Annotated in this window: 20 protein-coding genes; 10 read left to right on the plus strand and 10 right to left on the minus strand. The window is 69.6% G+C overall.

Annotation, left to right across the window (positions count from 1 at the left end; genetic code table 11):
• Window positions 1-4 precede the first annotated feature (4 nt).
• Window positions 5-400 (plus strand): hypothetical protein, encoded by a 396-nt coding sequence (locus tag H5411_RS33920; RefSeq protein WP_220817849.1) that lies wholly within the window; start codon window positions 5-7, stop codon window positions 398-400.
• 72 nt (window positions 401-472) lie between these two features.
• Here H5411_RS33920 and H5411_RS33925 read toward each other — a convergent pair whose 3' ends face one another.
• Both H5411_RS33925 and H5411_RS33930 read right to left on the minus strand, forming a co-directional pair.
• Window positions 473-1,402, minus strand: coding sequence for an alpha/beta hydrolase-fold protein (locus tag H5411_RS33925; protein WP_183126147.1), 930 nt, complete (start codon window positions 1,400-1,402; stop codon window positions 473-475).
• A gap of 48 nt (window positions 1,403-1,450) precedes the next feature.
• Window positions 1,451-2,101, minus strand: a complete 651-nt coding sequence (locus H5411_RS33930) for a TetR/AcrR family transcriptional regulator (protein ID WP_183126148.1) — start codon at window positions 2,099-2,101, stop codon at window positions 1,451-1,453.
• 65 nt (window positions 2,102-2,166) lie between these two features.
• On the opposite strand from H5411_RS33930, the gene H5411_RS33935 reads away from it, so the two are divergent.
• Complete coding sequence (locus tag H5411_RS33935) at window positions 2,167-3,480, plus strand: carotenoid oxygenase family protein (RefSeq protein ID WP_183126149.1); 1,314 nt, start codon at window positions 2,167-2,169, stop codon at window positions 3,478-3,480.
• Here H5411_RS33935 and fdhD read toward each other — a convergent pair whose 3' ends face one another.
• Entirely contained in the window at window positions 3,481-4,305 is an 825-nt protein-coding gene (fdhD, locus tag H5411_RS33940; protein ID WP_183126150.1) for a formate dehydrogenase accessory sulfurtransferase FdhD, read from the minus strand.
• A 143-nt stretch (window positions 4,306-4,448) separates the two neighbouring features.
• Here fdhD and H5411_RS33945 point away from each other — a divergent pair, with 143 nt between their 5' ends.
• The 4 genes from H5411_RS33945 (at window position 4,449) to H5411_RS33955 (ending at window position 7,786) form a co-directional block, all read left to right on the plus strand.
• Entirely contained in the window at window positions 4,449-5,801 is a 1,353-nt protein-coding gene (locus H5411_RS33945) for an L-lactate MFS transporter (RefSeq protein ID WP_183126151.1), read from the plus strand.
• Window positions 5,801-5,932, plus strand: coding sequence for an MFS transporter small subunit (locus H5411_RS48630; RefSeq protein WP_281377464.1), 132 nt, complete (start codon window positions 5,801-5,803; stop codon window positions 5,930-5,932). The genes H5411_RS33945 and H5411_RS48630 overlap by 1 nt, the downstream gene beginning before the upstream one ends.
• Before the next feature lie 70 nt (window positions 5,933-6,002).
• On the plus strand, window positions 6,003-6,545 hold the full coding sequence (locus tag H5411_RS33950; protein ID WP_312878674.1) for an ArsR/SmtB family transcription factor: 543 nt from the start codon (window positions 6,003-6,005) through the stop codon (window positions 6,543-6,545).
• Entirely contained in the window at window positions 6,542-7,786 is a 1,245-nt protein-coding gene (locus tag H5411_RS33955) for an MFS transporter (protein ID WP_183126153.1), read from the plus strand. Before H5411_RS33950 ends, H5411_RS33955 begins: the two co-directional genes overlap by 4 nt.
• Here H5411_RS33955 and H5411_RS33960 read toward each other — a convergent pair.
• Both H5411_RS33960 and H5411_RS33965 read right to left on the minus strand, forming a co-directional pair.
• Window positions 7,770-8,108, minus strand: a complete 339-nt coding sequence (locus H5411_RS33960; protein WP_101434211.1) for a hypothetical protein — start codon at window positions 8,106-8,108, stop codon at window positions 7,770-7,772. The genes H5411_RS33955 and H5411_RS33960 overlap by 17 nt on opposite strands.
• 43 nt (window positions 8,109-8,151) lie before the next feature.
• Entirely contained in the window at window positions 8,152-8,829 is a 678-nt protein-coding gene (locus H5411_RS33965) for a GntR family transcriptional regulator (protein WP_101434212.1), read from the minus strand.
• Between the two features lie 72 nt (window positions 8,830-8,901).
• Between H5411_RS33965 and H5411_RS33970 the strand changes: the two genes are divergently transcribed.
• Genes H5411_RS33970 through H5411_RS33980 form a run of 3 tightly spaced genes read left to right on the plus strand, consistent with a single transcriptional unit; the run spans window position 8,902 to window position 11,548 of the window.
• Window positions 8,902-9,324, plus strand: a complete 423-nt coding sequence (locus H5411_RS33970) for a VOC family protein (RefSeq protein ID WP_101434213.1) — start codon at window positions 8,902-8,904, stop codon at window positions 9,322-9,324.
• Complete coding sequence (locus H5411_RS33975) at window positions 9,321-10,064, plus strand: SDR family NAD(P)-dependent oxidoreductase (protein ID WP_101434214.1); 744 nt, start codon at window positions 9,321-9,323, stop codon at window positions 10,062-10,064. Before H5411_RS33970 ends, H5411_RS33975 begins: the two co-directional genes overlap by 4 nt.
• Before the next feature lie 56 nt (window positions 10,065-10,120).
• Window positions 10,121-11,548 carry an LCP family protein gene (locus H5411_RS33980; protein ID WP_183126154.1) on the plus strand — a complete coding sequence of 476 codons (1,428 nt, stop codon included), beginning with the start codon at window positions 10,121-10,123 and terminating at the stop codon, window positions 11,546-11,548.
• A 51-nt stretch (window positions 11,549-11,599) separates the two neighbouring features.
• Here H5411_RS33980 and H5411_RS33985 read toward each other — a convergent pair whose 3' ends face one another.
• From H5411_RS33985 to H5411_RS34000, 4 genes are all read right to left on the minus strand, one after another.
• Window positions 11,600-13,912 (minus strand): FdhF/YdeP family oxidoreductase, encoded by a 2,313-nt coding sequence (locus H5411_RS33985; RefSeq protein ID WP_183126155.1) that lies wholly within the window; start codon window positions 13,910-13,912, stop codon window positions 11,600-11,602.
• Between the two features lie 46 nt (window positions 13,913-13,958).
• Window positions 13,959-15,302 carry an MFS transporter gene (locus H5411_RS33990; RefSeq protein ID WP_183126156.1) on the minus strand — a complete coding sequence of 448 codons (1,344 nt, stop codon included), beginning with the start codon at window positions 15,300-15,302 and terminating at the stop codon, window positions 13,959-13,961.
• Window positions 15,303-15,374: 72 nt separating this feature from the next.
• On the minus strand, window positions 15,375-15,821 hold the full coding sequence (locus tag H5411_RS33995) for a MarR family winged helix-turn-helix transcriptional regulator (RefSeq protein ID WP_101434216.1): 447 nt from the start codon (window positions 15,819-15,821) through the stop codon (window positions 15,375-15,377).
• Between the two features lie 437 nt (window positions 15,822-16,258).
• Window positions 16,259-16,600: a hypothetical protein gene (locus tag H5411_RS34000; protein ID WP_183126157.1), complete on the minus strand. Its 342-nt coding sequence runs from the start codon at window positions 16,598-16,600 to the stop codon at window positions 16,259-16,261.
• Between the two features lie 60 nt (window positions 16,601-16,660).
• On the opposite strand from H5411_RS34000, the gene H5411_RS34005 reads away from it, so the two are divergent.
• Entirely contained in the window at window positions 16,661-19,288 is a 2,628-nt protein-coding gene (locus tag H5411_RS34005; protein ID WP_101434219.1) for a valine--tRNA ligase, read from the plus strand.
• A 314-nt stretch (window positions 19,289-19,602) separates the two neighbouring features.
• On the opposite strand, the gene H5411_RS34010 is transcribed toward H5411_RS34005, so the two are convergent.
• A complete protein-coding gene (locus H5411_RS34010; RefSeq protein ID WP_183126158.1) occupies window positions 19,603-20,478 on the minus strand; it encodes an SGNH/GDSL hydrolase family protein in 876 nt (291 codons plus the stop codon).
• Between the last annotated feature and the right edge of the window lie 69 nt (window positions 20,479-20,547).

The following is a 20,547-nucleotide window of genomic DNA, read 5'->3' on the forward strand; positions in this document are numbered from 1 at the left end:
CAGGATGACAACCGTGCCGCTGACCGCACCCCGGGGGGACGAGACCGCCGACCCCGGCGAAGCGGTACCTGCCGAGACCGAGCCGCCCGCCGCCCCGGTCGGCCTCGTGGAACTCAGCGAGCGGGTAGCCGCGTCCGTGCTGACGCGGTTCCCGTGGCTGATCCGCGCGTCCGAGATCCTGCTCGCGCTGTTCACGCTGGTCTGCCTGGTCGCGGTCGGCACCCGGCTGTCGGCGCTGCCGCTGCTGCCGATCCCGCTGTTCGTGGTGGCGTGGCTGTTCCTGCGCCGGTTGCGTGCGGCGCAGACCCGGGCGCAGCAGCTGCGCTGGTCGCTGCTGATGGCACTGGCCGCGATGGTCGGGTTCTGGGTGATGTCGGTCGTGGCCCGCTGGGTCTCGTAAGTGCTGACGCCGGTGGAGGTCGTGCGTGTTCATCACGGTTAGAACCGCGATAAACGCGCACCAGATCGGCAGCTAAACCTTCTGCTGCAAATGCTTCCCCAAGAACCCCACCATGCTCGGCACCGTCGTGCGGAAAAACGTGTCGCTGTGCTTCCCGTGCGCCGTGTAGCCGATCGTCGGGTGCGTTTCCGCGATATACCGCCGCACCCCGGTGATGAACGGATCTTCCGTGCCGCAGTAAACCGCCGTCGGAATGCCTTGCAGCGCGGACTGGTGGCGCAGCGGATCCAACGACGTCCAGTCCGTCATTCCGGTGAAAATGTGGCGTTTCGCCATTTCCGGCCACGACGTGATCAGTGCCGGGGCGATCGCGGCGACCGCGGCGGGCGGTTGGCGGCGTTCGGCTCGGCGGCGGGCGTACAGCAGCGCGCCGAAGCCGCCCATCGACACTCCGGCGCACGCGAACGGCTGGCCGTCCGCGCCGCCGAAGCCGCGGGCACGCAGCCACTGCGGGACTTCTTCCAGCAGCATCGCCATCGGGTCGTCGCCGGGGCGGACCTGGTGCCAGTAGTTGTCGCCGCCGTCGACCGCGAGGAAGCCGTACGCGGGCACGGCTTTGCGGGCGACGTCGCTGCCGAGTTGCTTCAGCAGACCGCTCGGCGCGGCCGAGCGCGCGGAACCGTGCAGGCCGTGCAGCATCAGCGAGATCGGCAGGCCGGCCGGCGGCTTCTTGCTCGGCAGAAGGAAGGCGAGATCCACTTCGCGGCCGCGGGCGTGCGAAAACACCCGCTCCACCCGCATGCTGCCCAGTTGCGTGACCGGCGTCGACGACGTGACGCCCAGCGCCCGCTGCATCGGCTGGTTGAACGGCACCACGCCGGTCCCGCTCCCGACCGCGAGCCCGGCGATGCCGAGGCCCGAGGCGCCCGCGATCAGCATGGACCGGCGGCTCACCCGCCTTCGGCCCTCGGCTTCCTGGTTCACCGGTTCCCCCTCACCCATATAGCGTAAGACGTGGAGAAGGGACGAAACGTTGCCTTCTGAAGATCTTCACTCGGTTGTTGTGACCAGCCCCACGGACGCCCGAGCAGCGGCGGGGCTGTCTCCGAGCCCGACGACGAGCGTCACGCAGAGCGGCGCGAGGACCTCGGTCACCCCGCGGTCGCCCCGGCCGAAGTGGCCCAGCAGTTCGAGGGTGACATAGCCGTGCACCGCACTCCAGACCTGTGAGGCGACGACGAGGGGGTCGCCCTGGAGCCGTCCGGCGTCGATGGTGCGCGCGAGGGCGGCGACCATGCCGTGGAATGACGCCGCGGCCTCGGTGTCCGGGTCCTTCTTGAGCAAATCGCCGACTGCGTGTCCGTGCGCCCCCGCCTCGCGGAACATGAGCGTGAACAGCTCCGGGTGCTCCACCGCCGTTTGGCGGTAGGCGAGCGCGAGGCGGTACAGATCGGCGACCGGGTCGTCGGTCTGCTCGACGGTCGCCATGTTCGCGATCAGCCGCCGAAACCCTTCTCGCGCAACGGCTTCCATGAGCGCGGCCATCCCGCCGAAGTGGGTGTAGACGGCCATTGTGGACGCGCCGATCTCGGCCGCCAGCTTGCGGGCCTGCAGTGCTTCCGCGCCGCCGTCGGCCAGCAGCCGGATCGCCGCCTCGACCAGTTGCGTCCGCGTGTGTTCGCCCCGGGTCCGCTCACTCATGCTTGCCAGTGTCCCATAACCCTGTTATACCGGTGCCCATAACCACGTTATGGACGGAGCGGGTCATGGGAAATCTCTTCCTCCAAGGCAACTTCGCGCCGGTCGAGCGCGAGTACACGAGCACCCGGCTGACGGTCACCGGGAAACTGCCCGACTACCTCGACGGCCGCTACCTGCGCAACGGGCCGAACCCGGCCGACCCGGATCCCGAAACGCACCACTGGTTCCTCGGCCGCGGCATGGTGCACGGCGTGCGGCTGCGCGACGGCCGCGCCGAGTGGTACCGCAGCCGCCGGGTCGGCACCGACGAAGGCGGAGCCAACACCAACGTCATCGGGCACGCCGGGCGCACGATCGCGCTAGTCGAGGGCGGACTGCCGCAATGGGAGCTGAGCGAGGAACTCGACACGCTCGGCGTTTGCGACTTCGGCGGCACCCTCTCCGGGTACACGGCGCACCCGAAGCGCGACCCGCGAACCGGCGAACTGCATGCCGTCTCCTACCAGTTCGGACTCGGAAACCGGGTGCAGTACTCGGTGATCGGCACCGACGGCCGGGCGCGGCGCACGGTCGACGTCGAGGTCACCGGTGCACCGATGATGCACGATTTCTCGCTCACGCAACGGTATGTCGTGTTCTACGACCTGCCGGTCACCTTCGATCCGAACCAGGCGCCGGTGCCGGTCGACGTGCCCGACCCGCTGACCGCGCGCACCGGCCGCGGCGTGAGTTCCTTGCCGTACCGGTGGAATCCGGACTACCCGGCGCGTGTCGGCGTGATGCCGCGCGAGGGGGACAACAGCGACGTCCGCTGGTTCGACGTCGGCCAGTGCTACGTCTTCCATCCGCTCAACGCCTACGACGAGGACGACCGGATCGTGCTCGACGTGGTCCGGCACCCGAAGATGTTCGACCGCGCGCTGCACGGCCCGGCCGAAGGCGAGCCGACCCTCGACCGGTGGACCGTCGACCTCACGTTCGGAAAGGTGGTCGAGGACCGTATCGACGAGCACGGCCAGGAGTTCCCGCGGGTGGACGAGCGGCTGGTCGGTTTGCCGCACCGGTACGGCTACGCGACGGCGGTCGACGACCGGTCGCGCAGCGTCGGCGCGGTGTACAAACACGACCTGCGCAAGGGTTCCGCGGAGGCGCACCGGTTCGGCCCCGGGCGCGAGCCGGGCGAGTTCGTGTTCGTTCCGTCCAGCGCGGACGCGGGCGAGGACGAGGGCGTGCTGATGGGCTACGTCTACGACGCGGCCGAGGCGCGCAGCGACCTCGTCCTGCTCGACGCGGGCACCCTCGAAACCGTCGCCGCGGTCCACCTGCCGGACCGGGTCCCGCACGGCTTCCACGGCAACTGGGTGCCCGCCGGAGCCTGATCAGGTGAGCAGGCGCTGGTCCCCGGTGTAGAGATTCATGCTGTCGCCGCGCAGGAAACCGATCAGCGTCATGCCGTTCTCCTCGGCCAGTTCGACCGCGAGCGACGACGGCGCGGACACCGCGGCGAGCAGCCCGATGCCGGCCATCGCGGCCTTCTGCACGAGTTCGAACGAGGCGCGGCCGGAGACCAGCAGCCCCAGATCGGGCGCCGGGATCCGGCCCGCCTGCAGGGCCCAGCCGAGCACCTTGTCCACCGCGTTGTGCCGTCCGACGTCCTCGCGCACGACGACGAGCTGACCGTCCGAAGTGAACAGTCCGGCGGCGTGCAGGCCGCCGGTGGACGAGAACACTTTTTGCTGTTCCCGCAACCGATCCGGCATCTGCGTGAGGACGTCGGTCTTCACGGTGAATTCCGACGCGGCGGGGGAGAACCGGCTGCGCAGCTTCACCGCGTCGAGCGCGGCCTTGCCGCAGACGCCGCACGACGAGGTGGTGTAGAAGTTCCGCTCGACCCCGGTGTCCGGAGGGGCGACACCTTCGGCGAGTGCGATGTCGAGCACGTTGTAGGTATTGCGGCCTTGGTCGTCGACGCCGTCGCAGTAACGCGCCACGGCCACGTCCTCGCGGGACCCCAGCACGCCCTCCGACAGCAGGAAACCGTGCGCCAGTTCGACGTCGTGGCCGGGCGTGCGCATTGTCACCGCCAGCGCCTTGCCGCCGACCCGCAGTTCCAGCGGTTCCTCGGCGGCCAGCGAGTCCGGCCGGCGCCGTTCGCCGGCCGCGGAGATCCGCCGTACCGGCCGCCGCACCGTCACTCTGCCCATCGCTCGCTCCGCTCGTCCTTATTGTCGTCTTCGGCCGTGTCTCGCTGTTGTCACCGACAAGACATTCGACAGTCATCCGGCGCAACGCCGAGGATCTGGTAAACCATTCCCAGCACCTCGTCACTGTTGGGAGGAGACCGCCGATGGCTGTCCCCGGCTTCCTTGCCCGTTCCCGCATCGTCGCACCGCCCGGCTGGACCCGCTGGCTCGTACCGCCCGCCGCGCTGTCCATCCACCTGTCGATCGGCCAAGCCTACGCGTGGAGCGTCTTCAAGACGCCGTTGGAGAAGACTCTCGGACTGACCGGCACGGAGTCCGGGCTGCCGTTCCAGCTCGGCATCGTGATGCTGGGGCTGTCCGCCGCGTTCGGCGGCACCCTCGTGGAGCGCAACGGGCCTCGCTGGGCGATGACCGTCGCCACGATCTGTTTCTCCGCCGGGTTCCTGCTCGCCGCGCTCGGCGTCGCGACCGGGCAGTTCTGGCTCGTCGTGGCCGGCTACGGCGGCGTCGGCGGGATCGGTCTCGGCATCGGCTACATCTCGCCGGTGTCGACGCTGATCAAATGGTTCCCGGACCGGCCGGGCATGGCCACCGGGATCGCGATCATGGGCTTCGGCGGCGGCGCGCTGATCGCGTCGCCGTGGTCGTCGGCGATGCTCGGCTCCTCGCCCACGACTGGCGACATCGCGACGGCGTTCCTGATCCACGGCATCGTGTACGCGGTGTTCATGACGATGGGCGTGCTGATCGTGCGCGTCCCGGCCGACGACTGGCGTCCGGCGGGCGAGGTGAAACAGGCCGCGGCCAAGCCGATGATCTCGACGGCGAACGTCTCGGCGGCGAACGCGCTGAAGACGCCGCAGTTCTGGTGCCTGTGGATTGTCTTGTGCCTCAACGTGACCGCGGGCATCGGCATCCTCGAGAAGGCCGCGCCGATGATCACCGACTTCTTCAAGGGCACCTCGGCTCCGGTCGGCGCCGCGTCCGCGGCCGGGTTCGTCGCGCTGCTGTCGCTGACGAACATGCTGGGCCGGTTCGTCTGGTCGTCGGCCTCGGATCTGGTGGGGCGCAAGAACATCTACCGGTTCTACCTCGGCGTCGGCGCGCTGCTGTACCTCGTGATCGCGTTGACCACGAACGCGTCGAAGCTCGTGTTCGTGCTGTGCGCGATGCTGATCCTGTCCTTCTACGGCGGCGGATTCTCGACGCTCCCGGCGTACCTCAAGGACCTGTTCGGCACCTATCAGGTCGGCGCGATCCACGGCAGGCTGCTGACCGCGTGGTCGGCGGCGGGCGTGCTCGGGCCGCTGATCGTGGACGGGATCGCGGACAGCCAGAAGGCCGCCGGCAAGACCGGGCCGGACCTCTACCAGCTGTCGTTCTGGATCATGATCGGCCTGCTGGTGGTCGGGTTCGTCGCGAACGAATGCGTGCGCCCGGTGAAGGAGAAATTCCACGAACCCGTCGACCGCGGCGCGGTGGGGAGCGAGGCGTGATGACGAGTGCCGAGGGCCGTTCCGGCGGCCGGACCCTTCTGCTGGTGATCGCCTGGCTGTGGGTGCTCGCCCCGTTCGTTTACGGCGTGGTCGAGCTGATCCGGAAGGTGGTCAGCCTGTTCGGCGGCTGAGCGCCGCGGGACCGCACTGCCCGGAAACAAGGGCTGGACAAATGGTCAAGAGTCGTTGACCATTGTCCCCGTGACTGGGGACGATCAAGCGGGCTACGTTCCGCCTCAAGACACTGTCCATGTCGAGACGACCGACCAGCTGCGCGCCGTGAGCAACGTCGTGCGGCACCGCGTGCTCGCGGTGCTGCGCGACGGGCCCGCGACGATCACGCAGGTCGCCGAGCAGCTGGGGATCGCGAAAGGCAGTTCCAGCTACCACATGCGGGTGCTGGAGCGGGCCGGGATCGTGCACGTCGTGCGCACGCGGAAGGTGCGCGGGGTGCTGGAGCGCTACTACGCGCACGTCGGGCGGAGCATCGAGCTGCCCGAACCGGCCGCGGGACAGCGGGACGTGCTGCTGCAGCACGCCCTCGACGACCTCTCGACCGCGCCCGAGGGCTCGCCCCGGTTCGTCCGGATGCAGCACACGCGGATCAGCGAGGCGCGGTTCGAGGAGTTCGAGCGCCGCCTGGCCGGACTGCTCGACGAACTGCGGGACGCGCGCGACGCCGACGAGGCGGCCGCCACCGTCGCGGTCGCGTTCTTCCGTCCGGGGCCGGGTGCGGCCAGATGACGCAACCTAAAATGCCACCCGCGTTCAGTCGCTTGTGGACAGCCGCGACGGTCAGTTCTCTCGGCGACGGCGCGTATTCCGCGGCGTTGCCGTTGCTGGCGGTGCTGCTGGACAGCGATCCGCTGGTGGTCAGCCTGGTGACGGTGGCGGTGCTCGCGCCGTATCCGGTGGCCGGGCTGTTCGCCGGCGCGCTGGTCGACCGCTGGGACCGGCGGCGCACGATGTGGATCGCGGACCTGGTGCGGGCAGTGCTGCTGGGGCTGACGGTGGTCGCGGGCGCGTTCGGCTGGCTCAGCATTCCGGTCCTGCTCGCGGTGGCGTTCCTGCTCGGCACCGGCACCCTGTTCTTCGACACCGCCGCGCAGGCGTACCTGCCGGATTTGCTCGCGCGGGACCAGACGTTGCTCCGCCGTGCCAACGGCTACCTGCGCGGGGCGTCGACCGCGGCCGGGCAGTTCACCGGACCGCCGATCGGGAGTTTCCTTTTCGCCGTGGGGAAAACCCTGCCGTTCGCGGTGAACGCGCTGACCTACGTGGCCAGTGCGACGCTGATCCGGACGCTGCCGCCGACGCCGGTTCCGGAGCGTGCGCCGGGCCGGTCGGTGTGGGCGGACTCGAAGGAGGGTTTCGCATACGTAGTCAAGGATCGGCTGCTGCTCGGCCTCGCTCTGCGGCCCGCGGTCGGGAACCTGGCGTTCGGCGCGTTCGGGGCCGTGCTGGTGGTGTTCGCGAAGGACGCGCTGGGACTGCACTCCGCCGGATACGGTTTCCTGCTCGCCGTCGAAGCCGTCGGGGGGCTGGTGGGTGCGATGGTGCTCGCCGGACCGCTGGAGAAATGGCTGGGAACCGGCACCGCGCTCACCGTCACCGCGGTGATCGAGGGCGGCGCGGTGCTGGTGTTCGGCCTCGCCCGGGACCCGTGGCTCGCCGGGGCGATGTTCGCGCTGTGCGGCTGCGCCATGGCGACGACCATGGTGCTCGGCGCTTCGCTGCGGCAGGTCGTGGTCCCGGCGCGGCTGATGGGCCGGGTCGCCGCGGCGTCGCGGCTGGTCTCGGCTTCGGCCGCACCGGCAGGCGCGGCGCTGGGCGGCTGGCTCGCCGCGACGGCCGGAGTGCGAGTGCCGTACCTCGCGGCCGCCGGGGTGCTCGTGTCGATGACTCTGGTGACGATGAGCATGACGAGCAACAAGCGGATCGAAGCGGCGCTCGCGAAAGCGAAAGAGGCTACCCCCGTCGCATAGCCGTCGATGCGGTGAAAACGACCGGGAGCAGCAAAGTCAGCACGAAAACCGTGAGCCACACGCGGCGCGCTGTCCGTTTCGGCTGGGCCAGCGAGGCGGTCAGTGCGCCGATTACGGCCGCGACCGGCAGCGCGAAAAGCCCGAAGTGCAGGAAGGAGGCGAGCACGATGACCCCGAGCACGGCTGGCTCGGTCAGCCCCTTCGCGCCGATCAACAGCGCCAGCGCGAGCCCGCACAGCGCGAGGGCGCAGACCAGGTACGCGCCGACGCCGTGCAATGCCCCGGTGAGTGCGACGCGCGCTCGGCTCGTATCCGTGTCCACTCAACGAGCCTGACAGGTCGCGGAGCACGGCGGATGCGTGGAACTACTCGGTTTGGATGCGTTCGAGCAAGCTTTCCCGGGCAGACTCCACGTGCTGTTCCGCGACCCGGGCCAACCGCCCCCGGTCGCCGCGGCGAATCAACTCCGCCAGTTCGCGATGCTCGGCGACCACCCGAGCGCGGTAATGCTCGTGCCCGAGCGAAACCCGTTGCAGCTGAAACAGAAACACCTGCGACCGCACCGCATTCCACGCCTCCGTCAGGCGGCCGTTGCCCGCGGCGGCGTATACGCGGTCGTGAAAAGCGATGTCCAGCGCCAGCAACCGCGGTCCCTCCGCTTTCGACCGGACCGCCGCCGCCAAATCAGCGACCAGCGCGTCCAAGGCGTCCAGATCCGCTTCGGTGGCAGCGGTGCGCGCCGTCACCGCGGCGAGCCGGTCCAGCGCCGCGCGGACCGAGTAGACCTCGTCGACGTCCTCGGCGGTCACGTCGACCACCGTGGTCGGGCGGTGCCAGTCGCAGCGGACCAGGCCTTCCCGCGCGAGCTGGGCGATGCCTTCGCGCACCGAACCGCGGCTGATCTCCAGCGACGCGGCGAGTTCGACCTCGCGCAACGGCGCGCCGGGCCGGAAATGCCCGGCGAAGATCGCTTCGCGCACCCGGTCGGCGGCTTCGTCGGCGAGCCCGCGGCGCGCCGCCTTCCTCAGGGGGGTGACTTCCACGGGTTAATGTTGACATTCGGACATTGGCCAGTCAACGTGAAGACCCCGATCCCCGCGCCGAAGGAGTGCCGCATGGCTGTCCGTCCCGCCTTCCACCTGGCCATTCCGGTCGACGACCTGCCGAAGGCCCGCGAGTTCTACGGTGGCGTGCTGGGGCTGGCGGAGGGGCGCTCGGCGGACGCGTGGGTCGACTGGAACTTCCACGGCCACCAGGTCGTCACGCACGTGGTCCCGGGCGCTCGCGCGGAAGCGGGCCGCAATCCGGTCGACGGGCACGACGTGCCGGTGCCGCACTTCGGGCTGGTGCTCGACGTCGACAGCTTCCACGAACTGGCCGGGCGGCTGCGCGCCGCGGGCACCGAGTTCGTGATCGAGCCGTACCAGCGGTTCGCCGGCGAACCGGGGGAGCAGTGGACGATGTTCCTGCACGACCCGGCCGGGAACGCGCTGGAGTTCAAGGCTTTCCGCGACGAGACGCAGCTGTTCGCGAAATGAACGTCCTCGTCACCGGAGCTTCGCGCGGGATCGGCCGCGCCATCGCCGTCGCCTTCGCCACCCGGGGCGACCGGATCGCCGTCCACTGTGGATCCAACCGGGAGGCCGCGCGCGAGACGCTCGAGGAGCTGCCCGGTTCCGGGCACGTGCTCGTGTCCGGCGACCTCGGCAACCCCGAAGCCGCGCAGTGGATCGCCGACGTGGCCGAGGAACAGCTCGGCGGCGTCGACGTGCTGGTCAACAACGCGGCGGTCGGGACGACTCCGGCCACCCGCACGCCGATCGCCGAAATGTCCTATGCGGACTGGCAGGACGCCTGGCAGCGCACGCTGGACGTCAACCTCCTCGGCGCGGCCAACGTTTCCTTCCACGTCGCCCGCCACCTCATCGACCGGGGCGTGCCCGGCCGGATCGTCAACATCGGGTCGCGCGGGGCGTTCCGCGGCGAGCCCGAATACCTGGCGTACGGGGCGAGCAAGGCCGCGCTGCACGCGTTCGGCCAGTCGCTGGCGGTCCAGCTGGCCCCGCACGGCATTTCGGTCACCTCGGTGGCTCCGGGTTTCACCGCGACCGAGCGCGTCGCCGACCGGGTCACCGACGAGGTGCGGCGGCAGAGCCCGTTCGGCCGGGTCGCCGAACCGGAGGAGATCGCCGAAGCGGTGGTGTTCCTGGCCTCGTCGGAGACGCCCTGGGCGTCCGGTTCGATCCTGGATCTGAACGGAGCCTCACACCTGCGCTGAGCTGTGAGCTGTGTCACGAATGCAGCACATCGAGGTTCTCGGACGTCCAGAGGGGCGTGCGGATCGCAGGGAAAGTTATCGCCGGAGCACTGTCGACGGTGGTGTTCGCCGGGACGGCGTACGGATTCTCGACGCTGTCGTCGCTCGAGGACATCACGCGCAGCGACGTCATCGGCACCGGCGGCAGTACCAGACAGGGGGAGCAGCCCGCCGACGGAGCGCTCGACATCCTGCTCGTCGGCCGCGACGCGCGCAAGGACCCGAAGGGCAATCCGCTGCCGCAGAGCGTGCTGCAGGAACTGCGCGTCGGGGACAACGGCGACGACCTCACCGACACCCTGATCGTCATGCGGATTCCCAACGGCCAGCAGGAGGTCAAGGCCTTCTCCATCCCGCGCGATTCGTACGTCCCGCTGCCCGGCGGCGGAAAGGGCAAGATCAACGCCGCGTTCGGGCGCGGCAAGGCGGCGGCCGCGGCGAAACTGCGGGCCAGCGGGGAAACCGACAAGGACAAGATCGAACAGGAATCGCTCACCGCAGGCAGGCAGGCGACACGGCAGGCGGTCGAGGACCTCACCGGCGTCACGATCGACCATTACGCCGAGGTCAACCTGCTGAGCTTTTCCGAGATCAGCAAGGCCGTCGGCGGCGTCGAAGTGTGCTTGAAGCAAGCGACCAAAGACGAGAACTCGGGAGCGGATTTCCCTGCGGGCAAGCAGCGTCTTTCCGGCGGCGCCGCGCTCGCTTTCGTGCGGCAGCGCGACAATCTGCCCGGCACCGACTTCGGCCGGATGCGGCGGCAGCAGGTGTTCCTCGCCGCGCTCGCGCACCAGGTGCTGTCCGCCGGGACGCTCGCCGACCCGGGCAAGCTGAACGACCTGATCGACGCGGTCAAGCGTTCGGTGGTGCTGGACCAGTCGTGGGACGTGCTCGACTTCGTCGGCCAGATGCGCGGGGTGTCCGGCGGCGGCATCCAGTTCACGACCGTTCCGGTGGTGAACCCGGACTACCGGTACGACCGGTCCCATCCGTCAGCGACCGCGGTGCAGGTGGATCCGGTGCAGGTGAAAGCGTTTGCGGCCGGGTTGATCGGCGCGCCGCCCCCCGCCGCGCCGCCGGGCGCGCCGAAGGCGGCGGTGGAGGTTTCCAACGCGGGGGAAGCAGCCGGGCTGGCGGCGCGGGTCGCGGATGTGTTGAAGGGCAAGGGGTTCGCCGCGACCGCCGCCGGCAACGCCCCGTCGCAGCGGACGTCGATCGTGCGCTATCCGGCCGCGCTCGCCGCCGAGGGCGCGGAGGTGGCCAAGGAACTGGGCGGACTGTCCACTAAGGAATCAGCGGACGTTCCGGCCGGGCACATCCAGGTGGTGCTCGGAAAGGTCTACGCCGGACCGGGGGTGTCGGACGGCGGATCCGCGGCTGGTGTGCCGGTGAAGACCGACCAGCCGCAGCCCGTCACTTCGGAGGGTGACAACTGCATCGACTGAGGTCGTGAGTGGCTGCGCCGGCTCTCACCGGCACAGCCACTCACGAGCGGGTCACCCGTGGTGGTGCGGCTCCAACCGGATCACCACAGCCTTCGACACCGGCGTATTCGACTTCTCCGCCACGGAATCCAGCGGCACCAACGCATTAGCCTCCGGGAAGTACGCCGCCGCGCACCCGCGAGCCGTCGGGTACGCCACCGCGCGGAAGCTCGGCGCCCGCCGGTCTCCGTCGCGCCATTCCGAGACCAGGTCCACGATCTCGCCGTCCGCGACGCCCAGTGCGGCCAGGTCGTCCGGGTGCACGAACACCACCCGGCGTCCGTCCTCGATGCCGCGGTAACGGTCGGACAGGCCGTAGATCGTGGTGTTGTACTGGTCGTGGCTGCGCAGCGTCTGCAGCAGCAACCGCCCCTCGGGGACTTCCGGATACTCCAGCTCCGACACCGTGAACGTGCCCTTGCCGGTAGCGGTGCCGGTGAACTCCCGCGAGTCGCGCGGGGCGTGCGGCAGCACGAAACCGTCCGGTTCGCGGACGCGCCGGTTGTAGTCGTGGCAGCCCGGCACCACCGCGGCGATGCGGTCGCGGATCAGGTCGTAGTTCTTCTCGAACGACCGCCACGGCACCGGGTGGTCGGCGCCGAGCAGCCGCTCCGCCAGCCGGCACACGATGGCGACCTCGGACAGCAGCTCGTCGCTCGCCGGGGCCAGCCGTCCGCGCGAGGCGTGCACCTGCGACATCGAGTCCTCGACCGTCACGAACTGCCGGCCGGATTCCTGCTCGTCGCGTTCGGTGCGGCCGAGCGTCGGCAGGATCAGCGCGGTGCGGCCAGGAACGACGTGCGAACGGTTGAGTTTCGTCGATACGTGCACGGTCAGCGAGCACGACCGCAGCGCGTCCGCGGTCCGGTCCGAATCCGGGGTGGCGGAAGCGAAATTGCCGCCCATCGCGAAGAACACCTTGCCGCGGCCCTCGAGCATCGCGCGGATCGAGTCGACGGTGTCCCAGCCGTGCTTGCGGGGCACGCTGATGCCGAACTCGGCTTCGAGCGCGTCCATGAACCGCTCAGGCATTTTCTCCCACACGCCCATGGTGCGGTCGCCTTGCACGTTCGAGTGGCCGCGCACCGGGCACAGGCCCGCGCCCGGTTTGCCGATCATCCCGCGCGCCAGCGCCAGGTTCACGACCTCGGCGATCGTCGGCACGGCGTGCTTGTGCTGGGTCAATCCCATCGCCCAGCAGTAGATCGTGCGCTCCGACGTCGCGATCATCCGCGCGATGCGCTCGATCTGCTCGCGGGCGAGGCCGGTCGCCTTCTCGGTCTCCGGCCAGTCGATCTCGCGCAGCTGCTTGGCCCAGTCCTCGAAGCCGTGCGTGGACTTCTCCACGAACTCGCGGTCCACAATGGACCCCGGCGCGGCGTCCTCCCACTCCAGCAGCAGATGCCCGACCGCCTGGAAGAGCGCGAGGTCGCCGCCGAGGCGGATCTGCGCGAACTCGTCGGCCAGCGGCGTGCCCTTGCCGACGACGCCGCGCACGTTCTGCGGGTTCTTGAACCGCATCAGCCCGGCCTCGGGCAGCGGGTTGACCGCGACGACCTTCGCGCCGTTGCCCTTCGCCTGCTCCAGCGCGGACAGCATCCGCGGGTGGTTCGTGCCCGGGTTCTGCCCGACGACCACGATCAGGTCGGCCTGGTGGAGGTCGGCCAGCGACACCGAACCCTTGCCGATGCCGGTGGTCGCCGACAGCGCCGCACCGGACGATTCGTGGCACATGTTCGAGCAGTCCGGCAGGTTGTTCGTGCCGTACGCGCGCACCAGTAGCTGGTACACGAACGCGGCCTCGTTGCTGGTGCGGCCGGAGGTGTAGAAAATCGCCTCGTCCGGGCTCGCCAGGCCGCGCAGTTCGTCGGCGATCAGGCCGAACGCGTCGTCCCAGGAGATCGGCTCGTAGTGGGAAGCGCCTTCGCGCAGCACCATCGGCTCGGTGAGGCGGCCCTGCTGGCCCAGCCAGTAGTCGGTGCGCTCGGCCAGCCCGGACACCGGGTGCGCGGCGAAGAACTCGCGGCCGACACGGCGTTTCGTCGCCTCCTCGGCGACCGCCTTCGCGCCGTTTTCGCAGAACTCCGCCAGCTTGCGCTTCTCGCCGTCGATCTGGCGCGGCTCGGGCCACGCGCAACCCGGGCAGTCGAAGCCGTCCCGCTGGTTCAGCAGCCGCAGCGTGCGGGCGGTGCGGACCGGGCCCATCTGCTCGACCCCGCGCGCCAGCGATACCGCGACTCCGGGGATTCCGGCCGCCCAGCCTTTCGGCTTGCCCACTTCGAGGCGGGCTTCGTCCACGTCACCAGTCGGAGCTTCGCGAGTCATGGGCACATCATCCGCCTTGGGGCCGCGGAACCCAAGACGGGGGTCGTCACACCGCTTCCTGCCGCTCGCGCGCGCGTCGTTCGGCCCGCGCCAGCGCGCGGTCCGCGGCGGTCACGATCAGCAGCAACCCGCTGGTCACGATCAGCACGACGGCCAGCCGGTGCAGCCCGCCGGAGTCGGCGTGCCCGCCATAGCACTGGGCGATGACCGTGGCCGCGACTATCGCGCCGAGGTATTGCGCGGTCCGGAAGAGACCGCTCGCGGTGCCCATCGTCTCGGCCGGGGTCTCGCGGTAGAGGGTCGTCTGGTTGGCGACGCTGGTGAGACCTTGGGCCAGGCCGAACAACGCGGCGAGCACGAGCAGCCAGATCAGCGCGGTGCCGTCGTTGACGAACAGCAGAGCGACGGATCCGGCGAGGAGCGCCGCACCGACTACCAGCAACCGCAGCCGGACGCCGGTCGGACGGCCGGACAGCGCGGCCGCGCACACGGCGACCCCGGACATCGGCAGGAGCAAGAGCCCGGCGGCGGACTCGGCGAACCCGCGGGCCTCCTCGAGCCACTGCACGTAGCCGAACATGATCGTGTAGATCGCCAGGAAACTCAGTGCCTGGCGCAAATACGTGCGCAGCACCGGGCCGTTGGCGGCGAGCATCCGCAGGTCGATGAACGGCTTCCGGGCGCGCAGCTCGACCCTCGCGAACAGGCCGCCGAGCACGATCGCGGCGGCCAGCAGCCAGAGATCGCCGACGCCGGGCTCCATCAGGTAGCACAGCAACACCAGCAGCGCGGCGGAAAACAGCGCGATCCCGGCGACGTCGATCCGCTCCGCCGGCTTCTCGGCGGGGGTGTCTTTCGGCACCCACAGCAGAGTCAGCACCAGGGAAATGCCGGCCAGCGGCAGGTTCACCGCGAAGATCGCCGGCCAGCCGAAGAGGGCGATCAGCACGCCGCCGAGCGTCGGGCCGATCACCATGACCGTCTGCGCGGACATCGCCAGCACGGACAACACCCGCGCGGGAACGCCTTCGCCGATCTGGTCGGCGCGCCGCCGCAGCACGGCCATCGCGGCCGGGAATCCGGCGCAGGTGCCGATGCCGAGCACCGCTCGCACCCCGGTAAGCCATTCCACGGAGATCGGGATCATCCCGGCGATCCCGGCCACCATCACCACGGACGCGCCGCCGAGCAGCACGCGCCGCGCGCCGTAGCGGTCGACGAGCAGTCCGACGACCGGCTGCCCGACCGCCGTGGCCAGATACAACGCGGAAATCAGCCAGGCCGTGCGGCCCGGCCCGGCGCCGAAGGCCTGCCCGATCGGGACGAGCGCGACGGCGATGAGCGTGGAGTTGATCGGGTTCAGCACGGCGCTCGCGACCAGCGGGGTCACCAGGCGCGCGCCGAAACGGGATTTCGCGGGGGCGGTCGCGGTGTTCGTCGGTGCTCCTCAGGGTTGAGCCGGTCAGCGCTGGGCGATCCGCTGCAGCAAGGGCAGCGCGCGCCGGACCGTTTCGAGTTCGTCTTCGGTCAGTTCGTCCGCCAGTGCGGCGGCGAGCCATTCGTCGCGGTGCTGCCGGATCCCGATGACGGTCTTGGCGCCGAGATCGGACAGCGAAATCACGACGCGCCTGCCGTCGGCGGGGTCGCGCGTGCGGTTCAGGTAGCCGAGCGAGTCGAGCACGCCGAGGGTGGCGGCCATGGACTGCTGCCGGACGTGCTCCGCGGCGGCCAGTTCGGCCTGGGTCCCGGGACCTTCGCGGTGCAGCCGGTGGAGCACCGCGGTCTGGGTCGGCGTGAGGATCTCGGCGTTGTCGACCTGCCGCAGCCTGCGGTGCAGCTGGCCGACGACGCCGCGGATCCAGCCGGCGGACTCGGCGACGCGCGGCGGGACGGGCGGGTCTTCGGACATAAGCACAGTCTAGCCTGTTGAGCTCAGCCTGTGCATCCCTGGCCGGGGCTGGTCCCGGTAAGGCCGGTCACCATGCCGGTATTACGGAGCTGACCTTCTGCCACCGTTCCCCGGGCAGCTGCTCGGCGGCTCCTGCGAGATCGCCGTGGCGAAACCGGTCACGATCACTGCTTCCCGGGGCGGCATCGGTCCCATCGCGGTGCGGAAAATCAACGCCGACAGCGTCGAGGCGAGCATGGCTGTCCCGCTCGGCCCTACCTCGGCACCACGGTGAAAGAGGGCTGTACGGCTTCCTTCTCCGTCGGCGGCGACGCCACCTTCCAGGTCATGGGGTGCTCGGACGAACCCCGGGATGTGCCGGGCACGCAGGTCAAGCGGCTGGTGACGGTGAAGAGCAGCGCGGACGGCGCCGCGGTCCTGGACCTGAAATCCTCGTCCTAGAGCGGCTGGCTGCTGGTCTCGGACGGGGAGCCGAGCCCGACGACGTACCCGATCTTCTCGTCGTTGACCCCGATCGGCTGCACCTGGTGCACCACGATCGCCGCGGCGAGCAGCAGCACCAGGCCGACGATCGCGGCGATACCGGGCCAGCGGCTCGGCGCCGCGCCGTCGCGGCCGTAACCCGGGGAGGGGGCGTTGCGGCGTTCGCGCTTGCGCCGCTTCTTCATGTCCTTCTTGGCGCCGAGCCACGCGTCGCGCTGGGCGTGCTTGCGCCACTCCGGGTCCATGAGGTCCGGATGGGTTTCCATCCGGTCGTCCGGATCCTCCGGCCGAGTCATCGAAGCACCGCCTTTCCCCCTGCGTAACCCCGCCGCGGCGGGTTCGTAGACTTGTCCATTGTGACCGAGAACGCTCCGCAGCAGAAAACCGACCTTCCGGGTGCCTGGGACCCGGCCGCCGAGGAAGCCCCGATGTACGACCGCTGGGTAGCGGCCGGGTACTTCACGGCTGACGCCTCGTCGGACAAGCCGCCGTTCTCGATCGTACTGCCGCCGCCGAACGTCACCGGCAGCCTGCACATGGGCCACGCGCTCAACCACACCCTGATGGACGCGATGAGCCGCCGCCGCCGGATGCAGGGCTACGAGGTGCTGTGGCTGCCGGGCATGGACCACGCGGGCATCGCGACGCAGAACGTCGTCGAGCGCCAGCTGGCCGGCGAGGGCCTGTCGCGGCACGACCTCGGCCGCGAGAAGTTCGTCGAACGCGTCTGGGAGTGGAAGGCCGAGTACGGCGGCAAGATCCTCGGCCAGATGAAGCGGCTCGGCGACGGCGTCGACTGGTCGCGCGAGCGCTTCACCATGGACGAGAACCTGTCCAAGGCCGTCCAGACGGTGTTCAAGAACTTCTACGACGCGGGCCTGATCTACCGCGCCGAGCGCATCATCAACTGGTGCCCGCGCTGCCAGACGGCGCTGTCGGACATCGAGGTCGACCACAACGACGACGACGGCGAACTCGTGTCGATCCGCTACGGCGACGGCGACGCCTCGATCGTCGTGGCCACCACGCGCGCGGAGACGATGCTGGGCGACACCGGCGTGGCCGTGCACCCGGACGACGAGCGGTACACGCACCTGGTCGGCACCGAGATCGAACTGCCGCTGACCGGCCGGAAGATCCCGGTGGTCGCGGACCGGCACGTCGACCCGGAGTTCGGCACCGGCGCGGTCAAGGTGACCCCGGCGCACGACCCGAACGACTTCGAGATCGGCCGCCGCCACGACCTGCCGATGCTGACCGTCATGAACGAGCGCGCCGAGGTCACCGTGCCCGGTCCGTTCGAGGGTCTCGACCGGTTCGAGGCGCGGCCCGCGGTGGTCGCCGCGCTGCGCGAACAGGGCCGGATCGTCGCGGAGAAGCGGCCGTACGTGCACGCGGTCGGGCACTGCTCCCGCTGCGACACGGTCGTGGAGCCGCGGCTGTCGCTGCAGTGGTGGGTCAAGGTCGCCGAGCTGGCCAAGGCCGCGGGCGACGCGGTGCGCGACGGGCGCACGAAGATCCACCCGGCCGAACTGGAGAAGCGGTACTTCGACTGGGTCGACAACATGCACGACTGGACGATTTCGCGTCAGCTGTGGTGGGGGCACCGGATCCCGGTCTGGTACGGCCCGGACGGCGAGGTCGTGTGCGTGGGCCCGGACGAGCAGCCGCCGTCGGGCGAGGGCTGGACGCAGGACCCGGACGTCCTCGACACCTGGTTCTCGTCGGGCCTCTGGCCGATGTCGACGATGGGCTGGCCGGACGAGACCGCGGACCTGGCGAAGTTCTATCCGACCAGCGTGCTGTCCACCGGCTACGACATCCTCTTCTTCTGGGTCGTCCGGATGATGATGTTCGGCGTGCAGGAAATGGACGGGCGGCAGCCGTTCGACCACGTGTACCTGCACGGGCTGATCCGCGACGCCAACGGCAAGAAGATGTCCAAGTCGCGCGGGAACGTCATCGACCCGCTGGAATGGATGGACGCTTACGGCGCGGACGCCACCCGGTTCACGCTCGCTCGCGGAGCGAACCCGGGTGCGGACATGGCGCTGGCCGACGAGTGGGCGGCGGGTTCGCGCAATTTCTGCACGAAGCTGTGGAACGCCAGCAAGTTCGCGATGATGAACGGGGCCACGGCGGAGGGTTCGCTGCCGCCCGCTTCCGAGCTGACCGAATCCGACCGGTGGATTCTCGGGCGGCTGGCTTCGCTGGTGTCCGAAGTGGACGGTCTGTTCGAGGACTTCCAGTTCGCCAAGGTCGCCAACGCGCTGTACCAGTTCACGTGGAACGAGCTGTGCGACTGGTACCTCGAGCTGGCCAAGGTTCAGCTGTACCAAGGGGATTCCGCCCGGGTCGAGGCCACGCGGAAGGTGCTCGGGCATGTGCTGGACACGGTGCTGCGGCTGCTGCACCCGTTCATTCCGTTCGTGACGGAGAAGCTCTGGACGGCGTTGACCGGCGGCGAGTCGTTGGTGATCGCCGAGTGGCCGTCCGCGGTCGAGGGGTATGCGGACCCGGTCGCGGACGCTCGCGTGGCTGATGTGCAGAAGCTGATCACCGAGATTCGCCGGTTCCGCGCGGACCAGGGGCTGAAGCCGGGGCAGAAGGTTGCTGCTCGGTTGTCCGGGGAGGCGTTCCCGGACGGGCACTCCGGTGCGATCCGGTCGTTGGTGCGGCTTACCGAGCCGGAGGACGGGTTCTCGGTCAGTGCCTCGTTGGAGGTCGCGCTGGCTGGGGGCGTCGTGACGGTGGAGCTGGATACTTCCGGCACCATCGACGTGGCTGCTGAACGGAAGCGGCTGGAGAAGGACCTCGGGGCTGCGCGGAAGGAGTTGGCGCAGACTGAGGGGAAGCTGGGCAATGAGGCGTTTATCGCGAAGGCTCCGGAGCAGGTGATCGAGAAGATCAAGGTGCGGCGGGAGACCGCGGTCGCGGATATTGGGCGGATTGAGGCTCGGTTGGCTGCGTTGCCTGCTTCCTGAGGGGGCTTGGTTTCGGCTCGTCGCCTGGCGGCGACATTGCGCACGGGCCTCGTTGGGGGCACCCCGAAGTTTATTGTGACTACGGCGCGGGGGTGCTTGTCAAGGCGGGAAAGATGCCTTGACAAGCACCCCCGCGCCGTGTTTTTGGCTTCGTATCGGGGTGCGGGGTGGTGTGGGTGCCTGGTTGGCTGGGTGCGTCGGTGCGGTTGGGGTGGGATGGGTGCCTGGTTGGCTGGGTGCGTCGGTGCCGGTTTAGGTCCGTGTAGGGCTCCTTGAGGGAATCAGATTCCTTCAGGGAGCCCTTCACTGCGTTGTCAGCGGAGTTGTTGGCGGATGACTTTGGTTTCTCCGGCCATTCCGGCGTATAGCGGGTGGTAGGGGGCGGCGGCCAGCAGGTTCAGGTCATTGCCGTTGATCCAGGCGACGCCGGGGGGCTGGCAGGCGTCGTGGCCGAAGGACGGGGTGTAGGTGTCCACATAGGACGATCGGCCGTCGGCGGCGACCGCCTTGCTGACGGCGGCATTCAGGGCTTCTTCGACGCTCGAGAGCCAGGCGTAGTCGCCGTTCGCGAAGGGCAGGACGTTCGGGCAGTAACCCTTCGCCGGGGCGATGCGGGGGTAGCCGATGGCGAGCACCCGTGCGTGCGGCGAGCGGGCGTGGATTCCGGCCAGTACTTGCTGGATGCTCGCTTGCGTCTTGGGCAGCAGCGCCTTGATCGTGTCCACGCCGTTGACGGTGAAGTGCCGCTGGCACGGGTTTCCGGTCGGATCCGAGTCTCGCAGGGTCGGGCACGTGTTGACCAGCGTGCCGAACAGGCCCGAATCGTTGCCGCCGATGCCCAGGGTGACCAGGTCGGTGTCCGAGCGCAGCGCGGAGAACTGCGGGGCGTTCTGGCCGAGCGGCACGCTTTGCGGCTTGGTCATGTTCGAGGTGTCCGCGCCGCCGCAGCTGACGTCGGTGAAGCGGTCCACGGCCAGCGAGCTCGCCAGCATCGACGGGTAGTTGGACGTCGAGCGGAAACAGCCGAACGGATCGAGCCGGGGCAGCGGGATGAGCGGTCCCGAGGTGTACGAATCGCCCAGGGCGACGTAGTGGCGGTAGTGCCGGGGCGCGGCGCTGGCGGCCGCCGCCGTCGACAGAAGCAGTGCGAGCGCCGCGATCGCGGCCAGCACTATCCGGATGATGCGCATGCGAACCCCGTCCTCCCGAGCGGTACGACCCGCTTTACCTTTCGGCGCCGCGGGCGCTGGCGCCCTCCG

Source organism: Amycolatopsis echigonensis (assembly GCF_014174495.1).
GTDB classification, from domain to species: domain Bacteria; phylum Actinomycetota; class Actinomycetes; order Mycobacteriales; family Pseudonocardiaceae; genus Amycolatopsis; species Amycolatopsis echigonensis.